The organism is Bifidobacterium sp. LH_230 (genome assembly GCF_056357555.1).
The window spans coordinates 1-15,956 of record NZ_JBKEWJ010000008.1; the positions used below are offsets into that span (position 1 = coordinate 1).

Genomic DNA, 15,956 nt, shown 5'->3' on the forward strand with positions numbered 1-15,956 from the left:
TCATCAGGCGCTTTTTGGTTGTTTGTTTATCTTGGTCGAAAACATCCTACCCAGGAAGCGCTCTTCTCTTACTCCCTCAACGGCTCAACGACGAACCCACACCCACGAAAACAACACAAGCGCCACATTAGTAATATCAGCCAAGGTGAGTCCGATTGTACGAAACGCCGATTGTTGACAGTGACAACATTTAATATATTATTGTCACTGTCAACGGTTTACCCGCTGGCAATAACTGAAAAACCATCGAAAGGTTCATCCGACATCAAGGACAAACGGATCGAACCGCTCCTTGAAAAGCTCAAGGAACAGGGCTGGCAGGTCAAGCCGATGAAAAAAGGCTGGATGTGCTACCCGCCCGACAAGTCAAAGGCCGGCGTTGCCATCCACAAGACACCTTCGGATGTCCGGTGGTATGACAACTGCCTGAAATACCTGCGACGCGGCGGATTCCAAGAGTGAGCGGCACGGTGGCCTTGCTGTAGACAGTTTCCTAGGCTGCTACGGCAAGGCTACCACAATCATGGTTCGTTTGGCAATCTCTCAATGGCCTAGGAACAGTGCAAAACAAAGCATGCGCCGGCCCCTGCGTGGGGGCCGGCGTCGGCTTTAGTAACGGATAGGCGGGGCATGGGCATGGAATGGCAGGTTTCCCTTGACTTCAAGGCGAAGCTCGATGAGGATACGGCGTTTGATCTGATGGACGCGCTCGGCGGGTACGGTGCGAGCGTTGCCGTCAACCCGGACGGGAACGGCGGTGGCTTGACGCTGGCCGTGAAGGCGGACAGTGGCGAAAGGGCGCTCGATGCGGCCGAAGAGCTGTTGCGCGGCGTGCTGCCCGGTGCAGTCGTCTCAGGCTTCGAGGTGCATGACTGGGATACGGCTATCAGCATGAACCGTGAGCCGCTGTATCCGCCGGTAGTTGGGTATGCTGAGATAGCGAACATGGCAGGGGTGTCGCGGCAGCGGGCGAGGGAGTTCCGCAAGATACCCTCGTTCCCGAAACCGGTCATTGAGACCGCTCAAGGGCCGTTGTATTCCGAGCATGCGGTGCGTGCGTGGGCGCAGACGCGTAACACAAGCGCTGGCCGTCCGTGCGAAAGCGTGCGCTGACATGGTGAAACCCTCGAAACTGGTATGTCGTATACCGTTTTCGAGGGTTTTAACTGATTAGTCGCGGCTTGTTAACGCGTTATGCAGACGTATGAGCCAGAGAGGATCGCTGACTAGCGGGCGCAGGTGGATGTCGTACTGATGCCGGTGGATGATACCGGCCATCATCAGTTTTACCGTCCGAGCGCAGTACGGCAGCATGTCGTCGCTAAATAGGTCAGGCTTCATTTGACGCCAGTCCCAGTTCGGTGATGGCTTTATACCAGAGTTCGAGGTCGGGCAGTTCGACGCTCGTGTTCGCGGCGACGGGGATGCCGTTGTCCACGAACGGGATGCGCCCGTCATCCACGCGCCTGCACGTGAGACGCCTGTATCCTTGTTTGGCGGCTTGGATGAGTTCGCTCAACGGTTTGCCGCTGATCTTCTGCGCCGTGTACAACGCGTTGATCGTGTTGCGGACGATCATCACGTTCTGATAGTCCTGTTGTTTCTGGGTGAGAGTGGTCAACGTTTCCTCGATTCCTCGATGATGATCGCCGCGAGCAGCAGCATGACTAGTGCGAGCGGGATGAGAATCACAGTTCCCCCTTGATCTTGCGCGTATAGTATTCCTTGGCGGGCAGCACGTCGATCACATGATTGGCGGTGATAATGGATTCCCAGTCCGTCCACGCGTTCGGAAACAGGTTCGTTGTGGCGTCCATCCAAGGTTTGTCGTATCCGGCGAAATCTACGAGCATCATTGCCCTGCGGATCAGCTTGCACCATACGCGGGGTTGGTCATAGGTCGGTCCCAGGTCCACTTGCACCCAGTATTCGCCCGGCATTGTCGGTTCCTTGAGGGGCTGCATCGGTTGTTTGGGCGCTGGTCGGGTCGCGTACGCGAAATCGTCGTCCATGACAAAAGACCTAGTGGGGTGTAATCCCGGCGTCTTGACTGTGATGAACTCGTGTTGCCGGCTGTTTGCCGTGTCGTCGTGTTTCTCGAACCTGTACGTGTTCGTAGTGCCCTTGACGTGGATGAGGTCGCCGGGCTGCAAGTCCTTCCATGCGACGCGAATGTTCTTACGGCTCATTACTTCTTCCTCCGTTTCTTGGTGAGTCCGCTGATCTGGATGCTGGGGTATTTGCGGTGGACGGCCGCGCGAACCTTGGCCTTCTCTGTAGGGGTGCCGTGTTGTGCCACCCGCGAGAGAGCCGAAATTGCGTGTGCCCGGTCTTGGATCGGATAAGCGCGTTTCGACGGCAATGCGAACGAGCTGGCCTTCATGCGTTTGCGTCCGCGACTCGTGAGCTTCGCCATCAGTCACCGCCCCCCCCACTCCGACCCACGTGCCGGCGTCGATCTCTTTCGCCGTGTCCAACAGGCCGCGGGTCAGGATGCCGCGCTGATATTCAGGCGTAATGATGTAGATGTTCTCCGTGTCTTCTTTCAGATCGTCCAACGTGCTCGCATCCACGACGAGCACGTACGGTTTCATACCCAACACGGGGGAGAGCGCCTTACGTACCTGTCGGCGCAGCTCCTCGTACGCGGAATCATCGTCGTCGGATTGCGGCGGTTCCTGCATGTCCTGCATCAGTCTTTTACCTCCAGTTTGTAGTCGGTCTTGTCGGCGGACGTGAACCGTGTCGTGGTCATGCCGTCGAATTTCAGGTCGGCCCAATACTCGCCATGCCTAGCGCTTACGTTGATGTCGGTGAGCTGACCGGTGATGTGCGGCAGCCCGTCCCGGTACAGGGTGACGGTATGGCCGACGATCGTCAGTGGAATATCCGGGAGCCGGTACACGCTCATGACATGTCCTTCTGGAACGCGGCTTGGAATGCCTCGCACGCGCTGTTGAACGCGTAGACGAGCCGGCGTGAATCATCCACGTAGCCGGTGGTCCCGTTGATGTCGCAATAGCTGTCCGATGTCTGGCCGTCCGTGATGTACGGCAGGCTCAACGTGAGCGTCCCCGTATGCTCATTTCCAGTAGGGGCGAGGGGGATACTGACCGTACGCTTGAGTTTCATTTTGTCTCCTTGATTTTCATGTCGAACGCGGTCTGGAACGCTTCGACACCGGCCTTGACGGCCGATTCCAACAATCCGTCCGGCAATGGTTCGACTTCGATCCTCGCCCTGTACGGGGTATTGCCGAGCACCAGTTCGTTCGTTACCACGTGTCCTCGTACCGGCACGTCCACGCTGAACGAGGCGAGACTACAGCCCTTGTAGGCGAGGTCAAGGTCGATCTCGACGGTTCCCATATCGACACTCATGCGTTCGCGTCCTCGTCCAGGTCGATGCCGAGCTTGCCGGCGCAGTCATACAGGGCTTCGCGCATTTCGCCGCTGACGCGGATAAGACGGTTCACGACGTCCTCGGGTACGGGCAGCTTGTGTTCCTGCGGGTTGTTGTCGTGCAGCAGGGCGACGCTGTTGAGCCGTTTCCACGCGTCGTCCAACTGCCAGACGGCCTCTTTGATCTGCGTGGCGTCATCGAGCGTGTCCACGAGTTCGCCGGGAACGCGCTGGACGGCACCGATATTGGAGAACGGGACGAGCATGGTGAGCATGCCGTCGGGGTCGTCATCCTGCTCGTAGTCGTCGGAATCGTCACCCCACTGGGTTTCATCCAGCAGCAGACCGACGTTGGGCAGGAGGGACATGCCGGCCGCGAACACGACGCGATGCCCCTTGACGGGCGTGACGAGGTGAACGAGCACGGCTTCCACGTCGTAGTACTTCGGCAGGTCAAACTCTTCGATCTCCGGTCGCGGGGTGATCGTGAGCTGGGGGATGATGGTTGTCATGATGGTTCCTTTCATGCGGTGATTGACAGGGGATTGAGTTCAAACCATGCCTGATCGAAAAGCTGGCGGTCGGCTTCCGTGTAGGCGTAGACCTTGGTGATATGACCGTTCGGTAGTGTCAGATCGGCGCGTTGCGGATCTACGCCGTACTTGGCCTTGTACAATGACTTGAGCTTCTTGCCGAACACGCCGCCCTTGGACTTGGCCTGCTTGCCGCTCAGGTTCTTTTCCTTGAGATAGTCCTGTACATACAAGGGGCGAGTCTTCGGGTCGATCTCCGGTAATTCTCCAAGCTCCTGAGCGATGACGATACGCGCCTTCGCTTCGAGGAAGTCCTTGTGCACGAGTCCTTCCGACGCTTTCAGCAGCTCGATCTTGCCCATGCGCTCATGGTGCTTGGCCTCGAGCAGGTGCTGATCGCGTTGCATCGTGTAGCTGCCGGTCTTGCGGATGGACGGCAGCACGTCATGCTTGACCCAGCGCTTGAACGCCTTGGCTTCCGGCTTGCGTGACTTCCATACCAAGTCGTACAGGCCGGGTTCTGAGATGATGGTCTTGTTGGGGTTGCCGGAGGTTCCGTCGGTAATGGCGACGGTATTCCTTTCGTCGTCGTCAAGCTGGGACACGGCGTCGCGATTGTTGGCGATGCCGAGGATGTCGCATACGTCCTTGGCGATGAACCAGACTTCGCCGTTCTCGTCAGTCAACGCCCTGAGCGCGTAATCGTTGAAATCGTAGGTTTGGATCTGGTTCATGGTTACTCCTTCGTGTTGATCGTTTGCCAGATGTTGTCAGCTTGTGTGGTTGGTGGTGTGGGGCCGTCGGTGGCGAGACGGTAGGCGTCCGCCAATCGGTAGACGGGTTTGGAGAGGCTGTTTTCGCCGGCTTGGGGCAACTGTCCGCGGTGTACCCATTGGCGCATGGTTCCCTTGTTCACGTGCACGCCGCATGCCTTCAACAGTTCCGCCAGTTCCGACTGGGTTCCGAGCTTCGGACTGTGGAGGATGCGTTCGCGTCGTTGCGCAATGAGATAGCCGGTCGCCCATCTGCTGTGGCAGTGGGGGCATTGCACGTCCTTCGCGTCCGCGCGTCCAGACAACGGGGTGCCGCAGTCCTTCGCGGGGCAGGGGCCGAGGATGATGGTCTTCCCGTCGTCGGGTTCGAGGAACCGGCGCAACCGTGTCACCTGCTCGTGCAACTGGCGCGCGTACACGGGGGTCGCGGAGTTCTCCATGAGCCGGTAGCAGGTGCGCAGACGATGCGCCAATGATGCGAGGTCGCATGTGGCGGGCACGTTCAACGCGAGCGATCTTGCCCACTCGTACAGGGTGGGTTGCAATCCCGGATACCCTTGGTCGTCCACCCGGTACAGCAGGTCGGACAGGGTCTCGCGCAATGGTGCGGGCGCGGTGCCGGACGATCCGCCGGCGCCTTGGCTGTGACCGTACGCGCGGTTGATCCGGTAATGCTCGAGGTCGTCGAGGTTGCGGGCGAGCCAGTCGAACTCGTCGCGCACCTGACGCTCATGCACCATGCACATGAGCGACGTGTTCTCGGGGACGATCACCCCGATCAGTGGGGTGGGCGCGTCGGTGACGACCTCGCGCCAGCACGTCGCGTACGCGCAGATACGAGGGGAGGGGGCTTGAATCTGACCTTCAGACAACACGAATCCTAACCTTGTGGTCCAAGGTCAGGCGTTCAACTGAAGTCAGTGTATCACGCCGCCTTCGCTGTTTCGGCGAGTTTCGCCTTCCGTTCCCTGCGGCGCTGGTTGTCCCGTTCGCGGAACTCGGGATGCGTCCGCCGGTATTGCCGCCGGTACTCGTTTCGTTTCGCCCTGTTCTTCCGTTCCCAGCGTTTCTGGTTCTCGCGCTGGCGTGCGCGTTCCTCGGGCGTGGTCTCGTGCGACTGCCGCCATTCGCGCATCCTGTCCAGTTGAGCTTGACGATACTCTGGGTCGGAATTGTATTTCAGACGGCGCTGCTCGTTGCGTTTGTCGTGGTCGAGGTTGCGGAAGTACTCGCGCAGCTCTTCCCTGTGCGCTTCGCGATAAGCGGCCTGCCTACGGCGGATCTTCTCACGGTTCGCCTCGTAATAGGCTTTCTGCCGGATCTTCTTGCGGGCCTTCGCGTCCGGTGGCGCGTCGCGCAGCTGCGACACCATCATCTTGATCTCGGGATCATCCAAGTCGATGTTCACGGTGAAACCTCCAATAGGCTAAAACGTCACGTAATCGGGTCGTGCGCGCGTTCTCGTATGAAACGCGGCTCATTGTTCGCGTCCGTGTCCGATCGTGTCCGTGAGGTTGATTCCGAGCCTCGGATTGAAACCAACACCCGGACGGGGACGCGTCTTCGGTTTCACCGGTTCCAATTGCGGCCGGTAATCGATTGCGATCCGCCCCGCCTCATCCGCGGGCTTGCCCAACATGCGCTGACGCCGGTACATCCACGACTGCAAGCCATCCAAACCCAGTGCCTCGCATTCACGGCCGATCTGAGCCTCGCTCGGTTTCGACTGGTTACGCATGCCGGTGACGATCGCGTTCACGTTGCCGGCCATGCACCAACGGCCGGTCACATCCTGCGAATAGAAGCGCCTGACAGCCTCCAACGCCTCCGCCACGGTCATCGACTCCTTCAACTCGCTGCGGAACTGTTCCACCTGCTGCGCGTCGATCATCGCGTTGCCGTGATGGCTGCGGATCGCGGCGAGAACCACGCCCGCCTCACTAAGCGAAAGCATCCGAATGCTCCTTCCGGTAACGGTCGCGTTCCTCCGGGGTCATCAAATCCCACACGACCTGACGATTGTGATCCAAGTTCTGCTGGCTACGGCTCACGGGCGGTTTCGTGAACGCCGACTGGGGCGGTGGAAGCTGCTTCTGCCAGTTGCGCGCGTACAGCTCCTGCGCGAGGAACCGGCTGAACCGGCACACGTAGCGTTCCTCCGTCGCATCCACGTACGCGCGGCACTTCGCTTCGAAGAACGACACCGGGTCAGCGTCGCCCGCCGCACGGATGACCTTCGGCCACTCGGCCTCCAGATCGAACCTCACCTGGGACACACGGCCGTCGAACCTGTTCGTCGGATAGAACGATTCGATCCGATCCAGCAGCCTGTCGAAATCAGGCCGCGAGGGGGTAGGGGGAGTAAAAGAAGAATGTTCTGTAGTTCTGTTGTTCTGTTGTTCTGTAGTTTGTCCCGAAACGGCGTCGTTTTTCGGCGCTTCGGCGGAGGTTTCCGCACTTTTTTGTACCGTATCGTCCGAATCAGGGAACAAAAGCGGCACTTCGGCGAAGGTTTTCGTGTTTTCCGGTACCGAATCAGCATCATTCGGTGTCTTATTGGCTGAATTGGTGCTGCGCTTCTTCGTTACCTGCTCGTTACTGCGGTTATGGCGCAGGTAATCGTGCACCATGTAATTGTCGCCGGTCTCGTCCCTGACGAGCATTTCGACACCGCACAGGGCGTCGATCTCCTCGTCGGATGCGCCGATCACGTATCGCAGATCGTTGTATGTGATCCAACCGTCCGACAGTTTGAACCCGCAATACGACAGCACCATCGAGAACACGCCCAACGCCGTCGGCGCGGTTTCGCGCAGTCGGCGCACCTTCCAGTTCATGAAATAGCTGTTGACCAGCTGCACATATCCCTCAGTGGGTTTCCGAGCCATTGTTATGTCCTTTTCTGAAGTCGATTACCTTGGTGTGCTTCCACGAGTTGCACGATTGGCATAGCGTCTGGAAGTTGTCGATGTCGTCCCGGCCTCCCATCGACCACGGATAGATGTGATCGATGGTGAGGTTCTTAGTGCTTCCGCAACGAAGACACTTGTACCCGTCGCGGGCATAGACTTTCCTGCGCATATATTTCGGGATTGACGCCCGATTCTCTGATTCAGCACGAGATCGATTCGATTGCCACTCGCTGAAATCGTGTATCACCCATCCGCCGGCGACTGGTTCGAAAAAACCATGAGCCTCCAATAACGACAGGTCTTTCTTCTTCGCCCCAAGGAAACATTTCGCGGCAAACGTCGCGACAAAACCGTTTGTTCTCTCGCTTGTCGCGTACGTGATGGCCTTGACCCACACGATCGCCGCGCGAGGATTTTGTGAAGCGAACGTGCCGAACTTCTCGTTCATCCACAGGAAAGCGCTGAACTTCGCGAAGATTTCCGTTTCGTTAGCCATGTTCCTGAGTCTCCTTGATGAGCTGATCCAATGCTGTTTCGATACCGGGGTGATCATTGAGAAAGACCGCTAGCCAGAAATCTTGCTCCCGTACATCGCTCACACTGTCCGCTTTGATGAGCAGCAGTGTGCGCCAGTCATACTGTGGATGACGCAGTCCGCCTGATTGTGCTTTCACCAAGGGAACTGCCGGCGCAAAGTCCTCGCCGTTGCTGATTGCGCGCAACGCATACCATCGGGCCTTCCGTAAGTCTTCGAGGGGACGGTTTTTGAGCTTGTGCCGCCACACGTATTTCAGACAGTTGCCCACGTTGAACGTGAAGCACTCCACGAGCAGGATGCACTCATACGGGCCGGACTCGTAGTGAGCCGGATGTTCGACGTTATCGGTCATTGTCGTGTCCTTTCAATCGTTGTTTGGTCAAGCCGATCAGGTCGAGCCATTCTCGGTATGCGTCGCCGGGCTGGTTTTTCCAGTTCGTGCTGATATGCCCGCACGGACAGTACATGCGGTAGATGCTTGTCCCGTCGCCGCTCCAGTAATTGCGGTTGACGTGCTCCTGCATTTGTCCCAGTCGCCCGCACATGGGGCAGCGGAGACGACGGTCACGTGTCATGTCAAGCATTCGTATCTCCTGAGTTGCATGATGAGGTTCTTGCGTGCACGCCGATCGGACGGCGTGCCACTGGTGGAGAGAAGAAGCTGGCCCGTCGTGTCGTACACGTGCCAATGCCCGGACCGGGCCTTCATGACCGTGTAGCCTTGACGGGCCAGCAGGTTCCAGAGTTTCCGGTCATCGCCTCGCGCGGTCATGAACGTTCCCGCACCAGATACGTGGGATGGTCGAGACAGTATCGGCGCAGGACGCGCAACCAGTTGGTCGCGCCGGCGACGCTGCCCCAATTGTTCGCGGGATTGTACAAGTCGGCGAGCATGCCCTGATCCTCTTGTTCGATCTCGCGCAATGCGATGTCGATGCGGCTGGCGCATTCCCGGCCGGTCAACCCGTCCAAGTCGCGTATCGGATTCACCTTGTATGCGGTGAGGAACCGGCCGAGATTGTACGTGTAGTTGAAATACGCGCCGGCATCGTAGTCTCCATACGATTCGATGCCGGTGTCGTAGCCGCGCGTGTCAGAACACGCGTCCCACAGATCGTCTTCGCCTACCGTCGCCGGCGCGACGAACAGGTCGTAGCTCATGATTCACTCCTTATATATAAGGTGTCGTTGCCGGTCGATGTACTCCCTGTCGGCGAGCATCAGTTCAACCAGACTCGGATCGGATGTTTTGGGCGCGTGCGGCAGCGGATGATCCGGCGCACGCCTTGAGATGGGGTGACTGCCGCCCATCGGCTGCGGATGATTGCTATACGGCATACGATCACCCGAAGAACAACATGAGAGAGAAGACGATGGCGATGCTGAACAGGAACCACAGGAACGCTCCCAACCAAAGGTCTTCGTCCAGCAGGTAGAAGGCCGGTGCGAACACGAACACCAGTCCCAATCCGACGACTCCCATGTACACGAGCATCGGCAGCAGATAGTTGGTGAGATAGCCGATCATTCGATGTCCTCCATGACCAAAGTGATGATGTGAAGCCCTTTGGGGGCGGGATGGTCGGCTTTGCGATAGTCGGGGCCGACCAGATGCAGACTGTCGTCATCGGGAAAATAGCCGGCGGTGGTGCATGCGTCGATAGCCGCCTTGACCATAGGGGAGGCATTGCCGGGGTCGTATCGCCGTGCGTTGGGCGGGTAGGCGATGTACGCGGTCACATGGCATTGCTCGAACACGGGGGAGCGCAGCTTGTGCTGGGTTTTCAGGTTCCGGGCCATGACCCACGCCAGCTCCTTGACCGCGCGTGTTCGCTTCCATTTCTTCTGCCACGGGCCGCGACTGTTCGACGTCCACCACAAGTCGGAGGGAATCGTCAGTTCCAGTTCGAGCCTCACTCATCCCTCCAACCGTCATACGGGTCCTCATGCAACCGTTCCTCCATGCAATGCCCCCACGCGTTCAACGGACTGCCGCACAAGGGGCAGTATTCGTCGTCGGGTGGCGTCTCATCCGCATACAGGCGCATCATCCGCATCACTCCCATAAGGGTTGAGAGTCGGGTGTTCGATATGGATGCGATCGTGAGCGCCGGCCACATCGTTCAAACACGCCAGATAACCCGCGTTCCACGCGTCACGTTTGGCCTGACGCCAATTCGACACCGGTTTCGGTTCCACGGTCTTCGTCCTGCTCACTGCGACCACCCCTTGTCCGCACCATCCGCATGCGCCCAATCACACGACAAACCAAGTCCGTTCGTGCCTCCCGTATCCCTGATGCAGGTGACGCGACGTCCATCATTAAGCTGGTAGACCCGCTCATAGCCGGTTTTCGGATCGTCGTACGTGCCCGCAGTGCAGCCGCCGAGCGTGGCGAGCATGCCGACCGTGCACAGGCCGGTAATGATTCGTTTCCTCATGAGTTCTCCTTGCCGGTCGGGACGTTGATTTCGATGACGTGCCATGTCATGTTCCGCAGCCTGTCGACCGTCCAGTAGATCCACAATGCGAGGCATATGACCTGAACGGCGAGCGACAGCCAATCCTCCCGGGCCAAAGCACGCCCGGCGAAGAACGCGCACCAGACGATCCAAACCAAGTGCCACCACAAGCCTTTGAAATCAGGGCGTTCCCCATGACGGTAAATCAGCACGATTCCTCCTTGAACAGTCGTTTGGCTTCGATACGGACCACGGATGTGAGCGCCGTGATGATCTCCCGACTCTCCATGTCCTCGGGAATCGACTCGCACTCCCACGACTTCGTGTCACGGTTGTACGTGTACTCGAACACGTCGTTGTCGTCGTAATAGACCTCAATACGATCAATGATCTGGCCTAGCATCGCTTCACCTCGATCGACCTGGCCCAACAGTCAGGGCAGTACCAGTCGTCGTCCTCATCCACCCAACCGGACTCATCATCGGGATGGAATCTGCCGCACGCGTCACACTGCGCATGCCGGCAATCCGGGCAATAATGAGTGCCGTCATGCTCCTGCCAACCGGCATCCACGGCGGCATCCTCGGCCTGCTCCGAGTAAAACCACCAGTCGAAGTCGTCACTCTCATACTTGCGCCCGCACTGGTCGCACACCACGCGGTAGAACAATGAGTTCTCATAGCTCATGAGTCCTCTTTAATGTCGAATGCCTTGCAGCCGGTACGATTCACGCCATCCGCATCGACCGCACGACGCAGCGCGAAGGAAAGTCCCGAGACGTACCCGTCGTTCCACCTGTCGTCAAACCCGTATTTGCTGGCTTTCACGATCTCGTCGTGAATGATCTTCTGCACGTCACTCATGGTCGGTCTCTGGCTTGTACGGACGGAACGGGGCGAAGTTTTCAATCCACTTGCTGCCGATGGGATACGCATTCTCTGAGAACCGGGTGCTGTATTCATTCCCGTCGGTGATTCGTACCATAGCTTCCTTGTCTCGCACCCACAGGTCTCCATCCGTGTCCACCCACAGGCCGGGCTTATCCGGCAGCTGAAGCTTCCGGCGTAGTACGTAGCGGATTTCACTGACGTCGAGGCTAAAGGGTGAACCGGGGTCCTCAAGCGTGCGGCATTTGACGTAGTCACTGCCTTCGCGCGTGGCGAGAACCTTGTATCGGTTCCCGATGAGAGTGACGACGAGGTCACCCTCACGCAGATCATGATGATCGTCGATACGCTCATAGTCAGGATTACTCACCGGTTCGTCACACCTAAGTACATGTTCCGGCGTCAAAAACTCATTCATGTTCCTGCTCCCATTCAGATTTCAATCGGTTGAATACCTCTGGCGGGAGTTGTTCCCACCAGAGGGGATAGAAATGTTGTTCGTGTTTGATGGCTTCTACGTCAACGGGCTTGCACACGGCGTCCACCCGCCCTCGTCGTCCAACAACACCCAGCCGTGCAGTCTGGTCAGGACCGGCACCAGTTCCGGGTGGTCATCGAAACCACTGACGATCCACCCGTACTCCTGTGCCTGTTTGGGATGAGCGTGACACCAGCCATGACAACCCGTGACGCCGCTCCCACACATCAGAATCAGATTCGATGCCTCATGCAACCGGGGGTAGGGGTGACTGCGGTTATGCCGGTGATGACGGGAAAACCCGGACCACTCGTAGGATTTCCCGCATCGCATGCACCGCCAGCCATCCCGCGCGTCCACCAAGTCGCATACGCGCACGCTCGGCTGTCGTGGCACTAGAACTCCGGTTCCTTCACGGGGCCGAAATCGACTTGCGGCGCGGCCCACCGGGTTCCCTGCGCGGTTTGCACCTGACCCCACGGGTCGGATGGCGTGCCCGAAATCGGCTGCTGGACAGTAGGCTGTTGTTGCGGATACTGTTGCACGTCCTGCGCGGGTTGCGCTCCGTTGAACGGATTGGCGTTTGAGAAACCGCCCTGCGACTGGTACTGCTGCGCCTGTTGGAAGCCCTGCTGCTCCTGCTTAGCCTTGGGCAGGTTCTTTGAGATCCGCGCCCACGACACCTGACGGTCGATCTGCGGATGACCGTCCTTATCCGTATAGATGCCGAGCGCCAATACGCCTTCGACGCGAATGCTGTCGCCCTTATGCAACTGCTCGAGATAAGTCTGCATCTGCCGTTCGTCGAACTCGACCGCGCTCCACCACTCGGTCTCCAAGTTCTCATACTGGCCGGTCTGCTTGTTCTTCCGGTACGGAGTGGTCGCGAACCGCAGACTCACGTACGGCTGTCCGCTGTTCTTCCCGGTCTTGCGCTCCGGATCGGCTCCCAACCGGGCGTTCTCGATGATCACTCGTGTTTCGTTAGCCATAGTATTTCCTTATCTTCCTGCGTTTCGCTTCCCGCTCGTCCTCGCACTTCTTGGGACAATCGCAACGTGGGTTGATCGCGTGCGGGCAACGATCCCGCCCCTTGTCGGGACGATGACAGTAATCACAGATCACTCGTCGTCCTCCGGGTGATACGTGCCGACGTTCATGCTGATACGCGCGAACGGGAAACGATGCGCCGCAAGAGACGACTGGTAGAAGTCGTTCGGGGACACCAATGCGGTCTTCTTGCCGACCGGCGCCGGCTTGCCATCATGAGTCAGCACCGGGGCGAACCAGTTATCATCACGCTTCCACACGCTGCCGGATGCGGCACGGTAGAAGCCTCGTTCCTTCGGCAGCTTGTCCTGCGTCCACGAATCGTACGGGCGTCGTTCCGCATAATCGAACGTCCAACCCCACTTGTCCTTCACGAGATAATGGTCGAAATAGGCCGGCTCGTCCGTGAACGCGATGCTCACACCGCCTTCGCCAGGGTTCTCGCCGGACCGCATCGCATCGTACAGGCCCTCGACCTTCACCTCGCCCTTGTGCAGGTGGACGCGGTCGCCCTGACGCAGCTCGTGAATGTCCGTGATACGCAGCATGGCCGGCTCATCATCCCCGGCAACCTGCGGACCATCCTCTTCAGTGTGGCCGAGCGGACGATAGCAGGACAGGAACTGCCAAGAGTCTTCACCCACCCAGTACCCGGTCGTCATCTCCTCGAAGAACACGGCGACCACATCATCGTCCGAACTTTTCCTGATTGATCTCACGATCCCGTTCACCGCGGTCAAACCCTTGCCGATGGACAGCAGGTCGCCCGGCTTCACATCCTCGATACGGTCGATGTGCTCGTTCGTATGCTCATCCGACAGCGGCGGAAGATCATCGGACGAAGGGGCGATGAAGATGCCCTTCATCAGATCGGACAGGCCACTGCCCGGCTCCACGGTATACACGGCCGTAACGGTCGTCTCCCCATAGGTGCTCTCATGCTGCTTGTTCATTGGTTTCCTCCTTGTTGGTGGTTTGCTGAATGTTGTTGTACGAATCGATGAACTGTTGCGCGTCCAAGCCGGTCAACTGCTTGTAGGAGACGCCACGGTTCAACACCTTGCTGATGAACTGGCTCTCGAAACCGGGGGCGACCTTGTACTCGTTGAGAATCCGGTCGATGGCCTCCTGCTGCTCGTCGGTCATGCCGCCCGAACCATGACGCCGATACCCTGAGGTTTCGCCGTCGTCGTCCGTGGTCGCCAAACCGAACGCGGCCAATGTGCTGTACCGTCTCGCGTAGGTGAGCGCCGAGCCGAGCGCCTGCATGACGCTCATCCCGCGACTGTCACCGACCTCGACGGGAATCCAACAACACGTGTCCTCCCATTTGATCTCGCCTTGTCTGCGGATCATCGTGTTGACGTACAGGCGTCCGTCCTTCACGTCGGTCGGCCAACGCAGCTCGTACCCGTGCTCGTCCGCATAGTTCACGACCTGAGCCAACGTCGCATATGTTCCGCGACCGCCTTGGGCTTTCTTCTTGATCACCGCCATGAGTCGATCTCCGTCTCCTCCTCCAACAGCTTCCAATCAGGAAACTGGATGGGCTGCGGGGTCTTGTCGTAACCCCAGTCACGCATCGCCTGTAATGGGTCCTTGTGGTTGTCGCGGAACCATTTGATGCCCTCGAGCGCGTGGTCGATCTGCTTCGTGGCGATCTCCGTGATCTCCGGGGAGTCCTCGTCGAACCGCCACTCCATCCAGTCGTACGGAGCCGTTTTCTCCTGCACGATGAACGAGAAACCAAGCCGCTGCCGGCGCAATTCCGGATAGCACAAGCGCCACAAGCGCAAGTAGAACGCGGCCTGAACGTGATAGCCGAACATCCAGCAGGAACGGGGGAACTCGGTCGCCGGCTTCGACGTGGTCTTGTAGTCGTAGATGCGCAGCACCCCGTCATCGTCCGGCTTGGAGGGCAGCCAATCGGCCTTGCCCTTCAACGGCAACCCCGTCTTCACATCCTCGGCGAACATGGCCTGTTCCGGCCTGCCGTCCAACTTGGCGAAGAAACCACGGGTCATGTCGGCCATCGCATGAACCGCATCCCAATCATCCTGGGACAGCCACACAATGTCCTCGCCCTCATGCTCGGCCAGCAATGCCTCATACTCGGCCTTGCCCGTCTTCGACCGCAAGTTCGGCTTCACCAACACGGCCGGACCGGACCCCAATACGAGACTGTGCGCCGCCTTACCGAACTCCAGCACGCTCGAAGACTTGTGTTCGCCCGTCACGTACTCCGCGTACGCGAGCGGTGAGATGAGGTATTTCTTCAGGCTCGTCTGGTCGATCGCCGGATCAGCGAAATACTCGCTGTCACTCATCGTCAGCACCGGCATCCTGGACTCCTTTCTCCGCTTCCAACACGGTGATCCGATCCTGCAAAACACTGATCTGCCTCAACAGGTCCTTACGCTCCTTCAACAACTCCGTCCGAGCGTTGAGCAACGCTTGCAACGAGTCCGCAACAGCATCCAGAAACTCGTCAACCGGATCAGCGAAATACCATTCACGCCTCGAAAACATTGACGTCCTGCAAGGGAACTCCACCTTTCGAACCTGTTTAGCGGTCACCAACATGACGACCCTCGCTTTCCAACCTGAGCTGTTCACGCCTCTCCAGCAGATCCGACTTCCTGTAGGTCATCGCATTGCCCTGCTTGACGCCGCAGAACGGCTTGTAGTTCTCCTCGAAAAAGATCCTCGAAACCCCTAGAAACTCATAGGCTTTCGCATCGTTGTCATAGATCACGTCGAACAAATCCCGGAGCGTATTGCGCAATACGTCCGCCATGTTGTCCACACGCCGGCCAACCAGCCGGGCAGTCTGATCAACAGCCATCAGTCGTCTCCTTCCTTCCCAAAATCCGCGCGTACACGTCAAACTGTCCCTGGGCGTTCCTCGCCCACGTCGTCTCA

The 15,956-nt window shown here is 58.5% G+C and carries 30 protein-coding genes; 2 read left to right on the forward strand and 28 right to left on the reverse strand.

What is annotated here, in order from left to right; all coding sequences use genetic code 11:
• Together AC1A0G_RS05055 and AC1A0G_RS05060 are read left to right on the forward strand one after the other, a co-directional pair.
• The coding region (locus AC1A0G_RS05055; protein WP_476528033.1) for a hypothetical protein at window positions 1–462 on the forward strand (462 nt) is incomplete at its 5' end.
• A gap of 174 nt (window positions 463–636) precedes the next feature.
• Window positions 637–1,113 (forward strand): hypothetical protein, encoded by a 477-nt coding sequence (locus AC1A0G_RS05060; protein ID WP_476528035.1) that lies wholly within the window; start codon window positions 637–639, stop codon window positions 1,111–1,113.
• A 217-nt stretch (window positions 1,114–1,330) separates the two neighbouring features.
• On the opposite strand, the gene AC1A0G_RS05065 is transcribed toward AC1A0G_RS05060, so the two are convergent.
• The 28 genes from AC1A0G_RS05065 to AC1A0G_RS05200 form a co-directional block, all read right to left on the reverse strand.
• Window positions 1,331–1,621, reverse strand: coding sequence for a hypothetical protein (locus AC1A0G_RS05065; protein WP_476528037.1), 291 nt, complete (start codon window positions 1,619–1,621; stop codon window positions 1,331–1,333).
• A gap of 67 nt (window positions 1,622–1,688) precedes the next feature.
• Window positions 1,689–2,693, reverse strand: coding sequence for a hypothetical protein (locus AC1A0G_RS05070; RefSeq protein ID WP_476528039.1), 1,005 nt, complete (start codon window positions 2,691–2,693; stop codon window positions 1,689–1,691).
• Window positions 2,693–2,911 (reverse strand): hypothetical protein, encoded by a 219-nt coding sequence (locus AC1A0G_RS05075; protein WP_476528041.1) that lies wholly within the window; start codon window positions 2,909–2,911, stop codon window positions 2,693–2,695. Before AC1A0G_RS05075 ends, AC1A0G_RS05070 begins: the two co-directional genes overlap by 1 nt.
• A complete protein-coding gene (locus AC1A0G_RS05080) occupies window positions 2,908–3,132 on the reverse strand; it encodes a hypothetical protein (protein WP_476528042.1) in 225 nt (74 codons plus the stop codon). The genes AC1A0G_RS05075 and AC1A0G_RS05080 overlap by 4 nt, the downstream gene beginning before the upstream one ends.
• The gene (locus AC1A0G_RS05085; RefSeq protein ID WP_476528044.1) at window positions 3,129–3,380 is read right to left on the reverse strand and encodes a hypothetical protein; all 252 of its coding nucleotides are present in this window, start codon (window positions 3,378–3,380) and stop codon (window positions 3,129–3,131) included. Before AC1A0G_RS05085 ends, AC1A0G_RS05080 begins: the two co-directional genes overlap by 4 nt.
• A complete protein-coding gene (locus tag AC1A0G_RS05090) occupies window positions 3,377–3,913 on the reverse strand; it encodes a hypothetical protein (RefSeq protein WP_476528046.1) in 537 nt (178 codons plus the stop codon). Before AC1A0G_RS05090 ends, AC1A0G_RS05085 begins: the two co-directional genes overlap by 4 nt.
• A gap of 11 nt (window positions 3,914–3,924) precedes the next feature.
• Complete coding sequence (locus AC1A0G_RS05095; RefSeq protein WP_476528048.1) at window positions 3,925–4,668, reverse strand: BRO-N domain-containing protein; 744 nt, start codon at window positions 4,666–4,668, stop codon at window positions 3,925–3,927.
• Window positions 4,669–4,670: 2 nt separating this feature from the next.
• The gene (locus AC1A0G_RS05100; RefSeq protein WP_476528050.1) at window positions 4,671–5,582 is read right to left on the reverse strand and encodes a hypothetical protein; all 912 of its coding nucleotides are present in this window, start codon (window positions 5,580–5,582) and stop codon (window positions 4,671–4,673) included.
• Between the two features lie 50 nt (window positions 5,583–5,632).
• Window positions 5,633–6,115, reverse strand: a complete 483-nt coding sequence (locus AC1A0G_RS05105; RefSeq protein WP_476528051.1) for a hypothetical protein — start codon at window positions 6,113–6,115, stop codon at window positions 5,633–5,635.
• Between the two features lie 69 nt (window positions 6,116–6,184).
• The gene (locus AC1A0G_RS05110; protein WP_476528052.1) at window positions 6,185–6,661 is read right to left on the reverse strand and encodes a hypothetical protein; all 477 of its coding nucleotides are present in this window, start codon (window positions 6,659–6,661) and stop codon (window positions 6,185–6,187) included.
• Window positions 6,648–7,595: a hypothetical protein gene (locus AC1A0G_RS05115; protein WP_476528053.1), complete on the reverse strand. Its 948-nt coding sequence runs from the start codon at window positions 7,593–7,595 to the stop codon at window positions 6,648–6,650. The genes AC1A0G_RS05110 and AC1A0G_RS05115 overlap by 14 nt, the downstream gene beginning before the upstream one ends.
• Complete coding sequence (locus AC1A0G_RS05120) at window positions 7,576–8,115, reverse strand: HNH endonuclease (protein ID WP_476528055.1); 540 nt, start codon at window positions 8,113–8,115, stop codon at window positions 7,576–7,578. Before AC1A0G_RS05120 ends, AC1A0G_RS05115 begins: the two co-directional genes overlap by 20 nt.
• Window positions 8,108–8,509 (reverse strand): DUF3310 domain-containing protein, encoded by a 402-nt coding sequence (locus AC1A0G_RS05125; RefSeq protein WP_476528056.1) that lies wholly within the window; start codon window positions 8,507–8,509, stop codon window positions 8,108–8,110. Before AC1A0G_RS05125 ends, AC1A0G_RS05120 begins: the two co-directional genes overlap by 8 nt.
• Before the next feature lie 416 nt (window positions 8,510–8,925).
• Window positions 8,926–9,318 carry a hypothetical protein gene (locus AC1A0G_RS05130; protein WP_476528057.1) on the reverse strand — a complete coding sequence of 131 codons (393 nt, stop codon included), beginning with the start codon at window positions 9,316–9,318 and terminating at the stop codon, window positions 8,926–8,928.
• A gap of 181 nt (window positions 9,319–9,499) precedes the next feature.
• Window positions 9,500–9,685: a hypothetical protein gene (locus AC1A0G_RS05135; protein ID WP_476528059.1), complete on the reverse strand. Its 186-nt coding sequence runs from the start codon at window positions 9,683–9,685 to the stop codon at window positions 9,500–9,502.
• Window positions 9,682–10,074: a hypothetical protein gene (locus AC1A0G_RS05140; RefSeq protein ID WP_476528061.1), complete on the reverse strand. Its 393-nt coding sequence runs from the start codon at window positions 10,072–10,074 to the stop codon at window positions 9,682–9,684. The genes AC1A0G_RS05135 and AC1A0G_RS05140 overlap by 4 nt, the downstream gene beginning before the upstream one ends.
• Before the next feature lie 296 nt (window positions 10,075–10,370).
• A complete protein-coding gene (locus AC1A0G_RS05145; RefSeq protein WP_476528063.1) occupies window positions 10,371–10,598 on the reverse strand; it encodes a hypothetical protein in 228 nt (75 codons plus the stop codon).
• Window positions 10,595–10,831 carry a hypothetical protein gene (locus AC1A0G_RS05150; RefSeq protein WP_476528064.1) on the reverse strand — a complete coding sequence of 79 codons (237 nt, stop codon included), beginning with the start codon at window positions 10,829–10,831 and terminating at the stop codon, window positions 10,595–10,597. The genes AC1A0G_RS05145 and AC1A0G_RS05150 overlap by 4 nt, the downstream gene beginning before the upstream one ends.
• Complete coding sequence (locus tag AC1A0G_RS05155) at window positions 10,825–11,022, reverse strand: hypothetical protein (RefSeq protein WP_476528066.1); 198 nt, start codon at window positions 11,020–11,022, stop codon at window positions 10,825–10,827. The genes AC1A0G_RS05150 and AC1A0G_RS05155 overlap by 7 nt, the downstream gene beginning before the upstream one ends.
• A complete protein-coding gene (locus AC1A0G_RS05160; protein WP_476528067.1) occupies window positions 11,016–11,306 on the reverse strand; it encodes a hypothetical protein in 291 nt (96 codons plus the stop codon). Before AC1A0G_RS05160 ends, AC1A0G_RS05155 begins: the two co-directional genes overlap by 7 nt.
• On the reverse strand, window positions 11,303–11,482 hold the full coding sequence (locus AC1A0G_RS05165) for a hypothetical protein (protein ID WP_476528068.1): 180 nt from the start codon (window positions 11,480–11,482) through the stop codon (window positions 11,303–11,305). Before AC1A0G_RS05165 ends, AC1A0G_RS05160 begins: the two co-directional genes overlap by 4 nt.
• Window positions 11,475–11,924 (reverse strand): hypothetical protein, encoded by a 450-nt coding sequence (locus tag AC1A0G_RS05170; RefSeq protein WP_476528070.1) that lies wholly within the window; start codon window positions 11,922–11,924, stop codon window positions 11,475–11,477. The genes AC1A0G_RS05165 and AC1A0G_RS05170 overlap by 8 nt, the downstream gene beginning before the upstream one ends.
• 455 nt (window positions 11,925–12,379) lie before the next feature.
• The gene (locus AC1A0G_RS05175; RefSeq protein WP_476528072.1) at window positions 12,380–12,976 is read right to left on the reverse strand and encodes a single-stranded DNA-binding protein; all 597 of its coding nucleotides are present in this window, start codon (window positions 12,974–12,976) and stop codon (window positions 12,380–12,382) included.
• Window positions 12,977–13,105: 129 nt separating this feature from the next.
• A complete protein-coding gene (locus AC1A0G_RS05180) occupies window positions 13,106–13,987 on the reverse strand; it encodes a hypothetical protein (protein ID WP_476528073.1) in 882 nt (293 codons plus the stop codon).
• Window positions 13,971–14,531, reverse strand: coding sequence for an ERF family protein (locus AC1A0G_RS05185; protein WP_476528075.1), 561 nt, complete (start codon window positions 14,529–14,531; stop codon window positions 13,971–13,973). The genes AC1A0G_RS05180 and AC1A0G_RS05185 overlap by 17 nt, the downstream gene beginning before the upstream one ends.
• A complete protein-coding gene (locus tag AC1A0G_RS05190; protein ID WP_476528077.1) occupies window positions 14,522–15,376 on the reverse strand; it encodes a PD-(D/E)XK nuclease family protein in 855 nt (284 codons plus the stop codon). Before AC1A0G_RS05190 ends, AC1A0G_RS05185 begins: the two co-directional genes overlap by 10 nt.
• The gene (locus AC1A0G_RS05195; protein ID WP_476528079.1) at window positions 15,354–15,617 is read right to left on the reverse strand and encodes a DivIVA domain-containing protein; all 264 of its coding nucleotides are present in this window, start codon (window positions 15,615–15,617) and stop codon (window positions 15,354–15,356) included. The genes AC1A0G_RS05190 and AC1A0G_RS05195 overlap by 23 nt, the downstream gene beginning before the upstream one ends.
• Window positions 15,601–15,879: a hypothetical protein gene (locus tag AC1A0G_RS05200; RefSeq protein WP_476528080.1), complete on the reverse strand. Its 279-nt coding sequence runs from the start codon at window positions 15,877–15,879 to the stop codon at window positions 15,601–15,603. The genes AC1A0G_RS05195 and AC1A0G_RS05200 overlap by 17 nt, the downstream gene beginning before the upstream one ends.
• Between the last annotated feature and the right edge of the window lie 77 nt (window positions 15,880–15,956).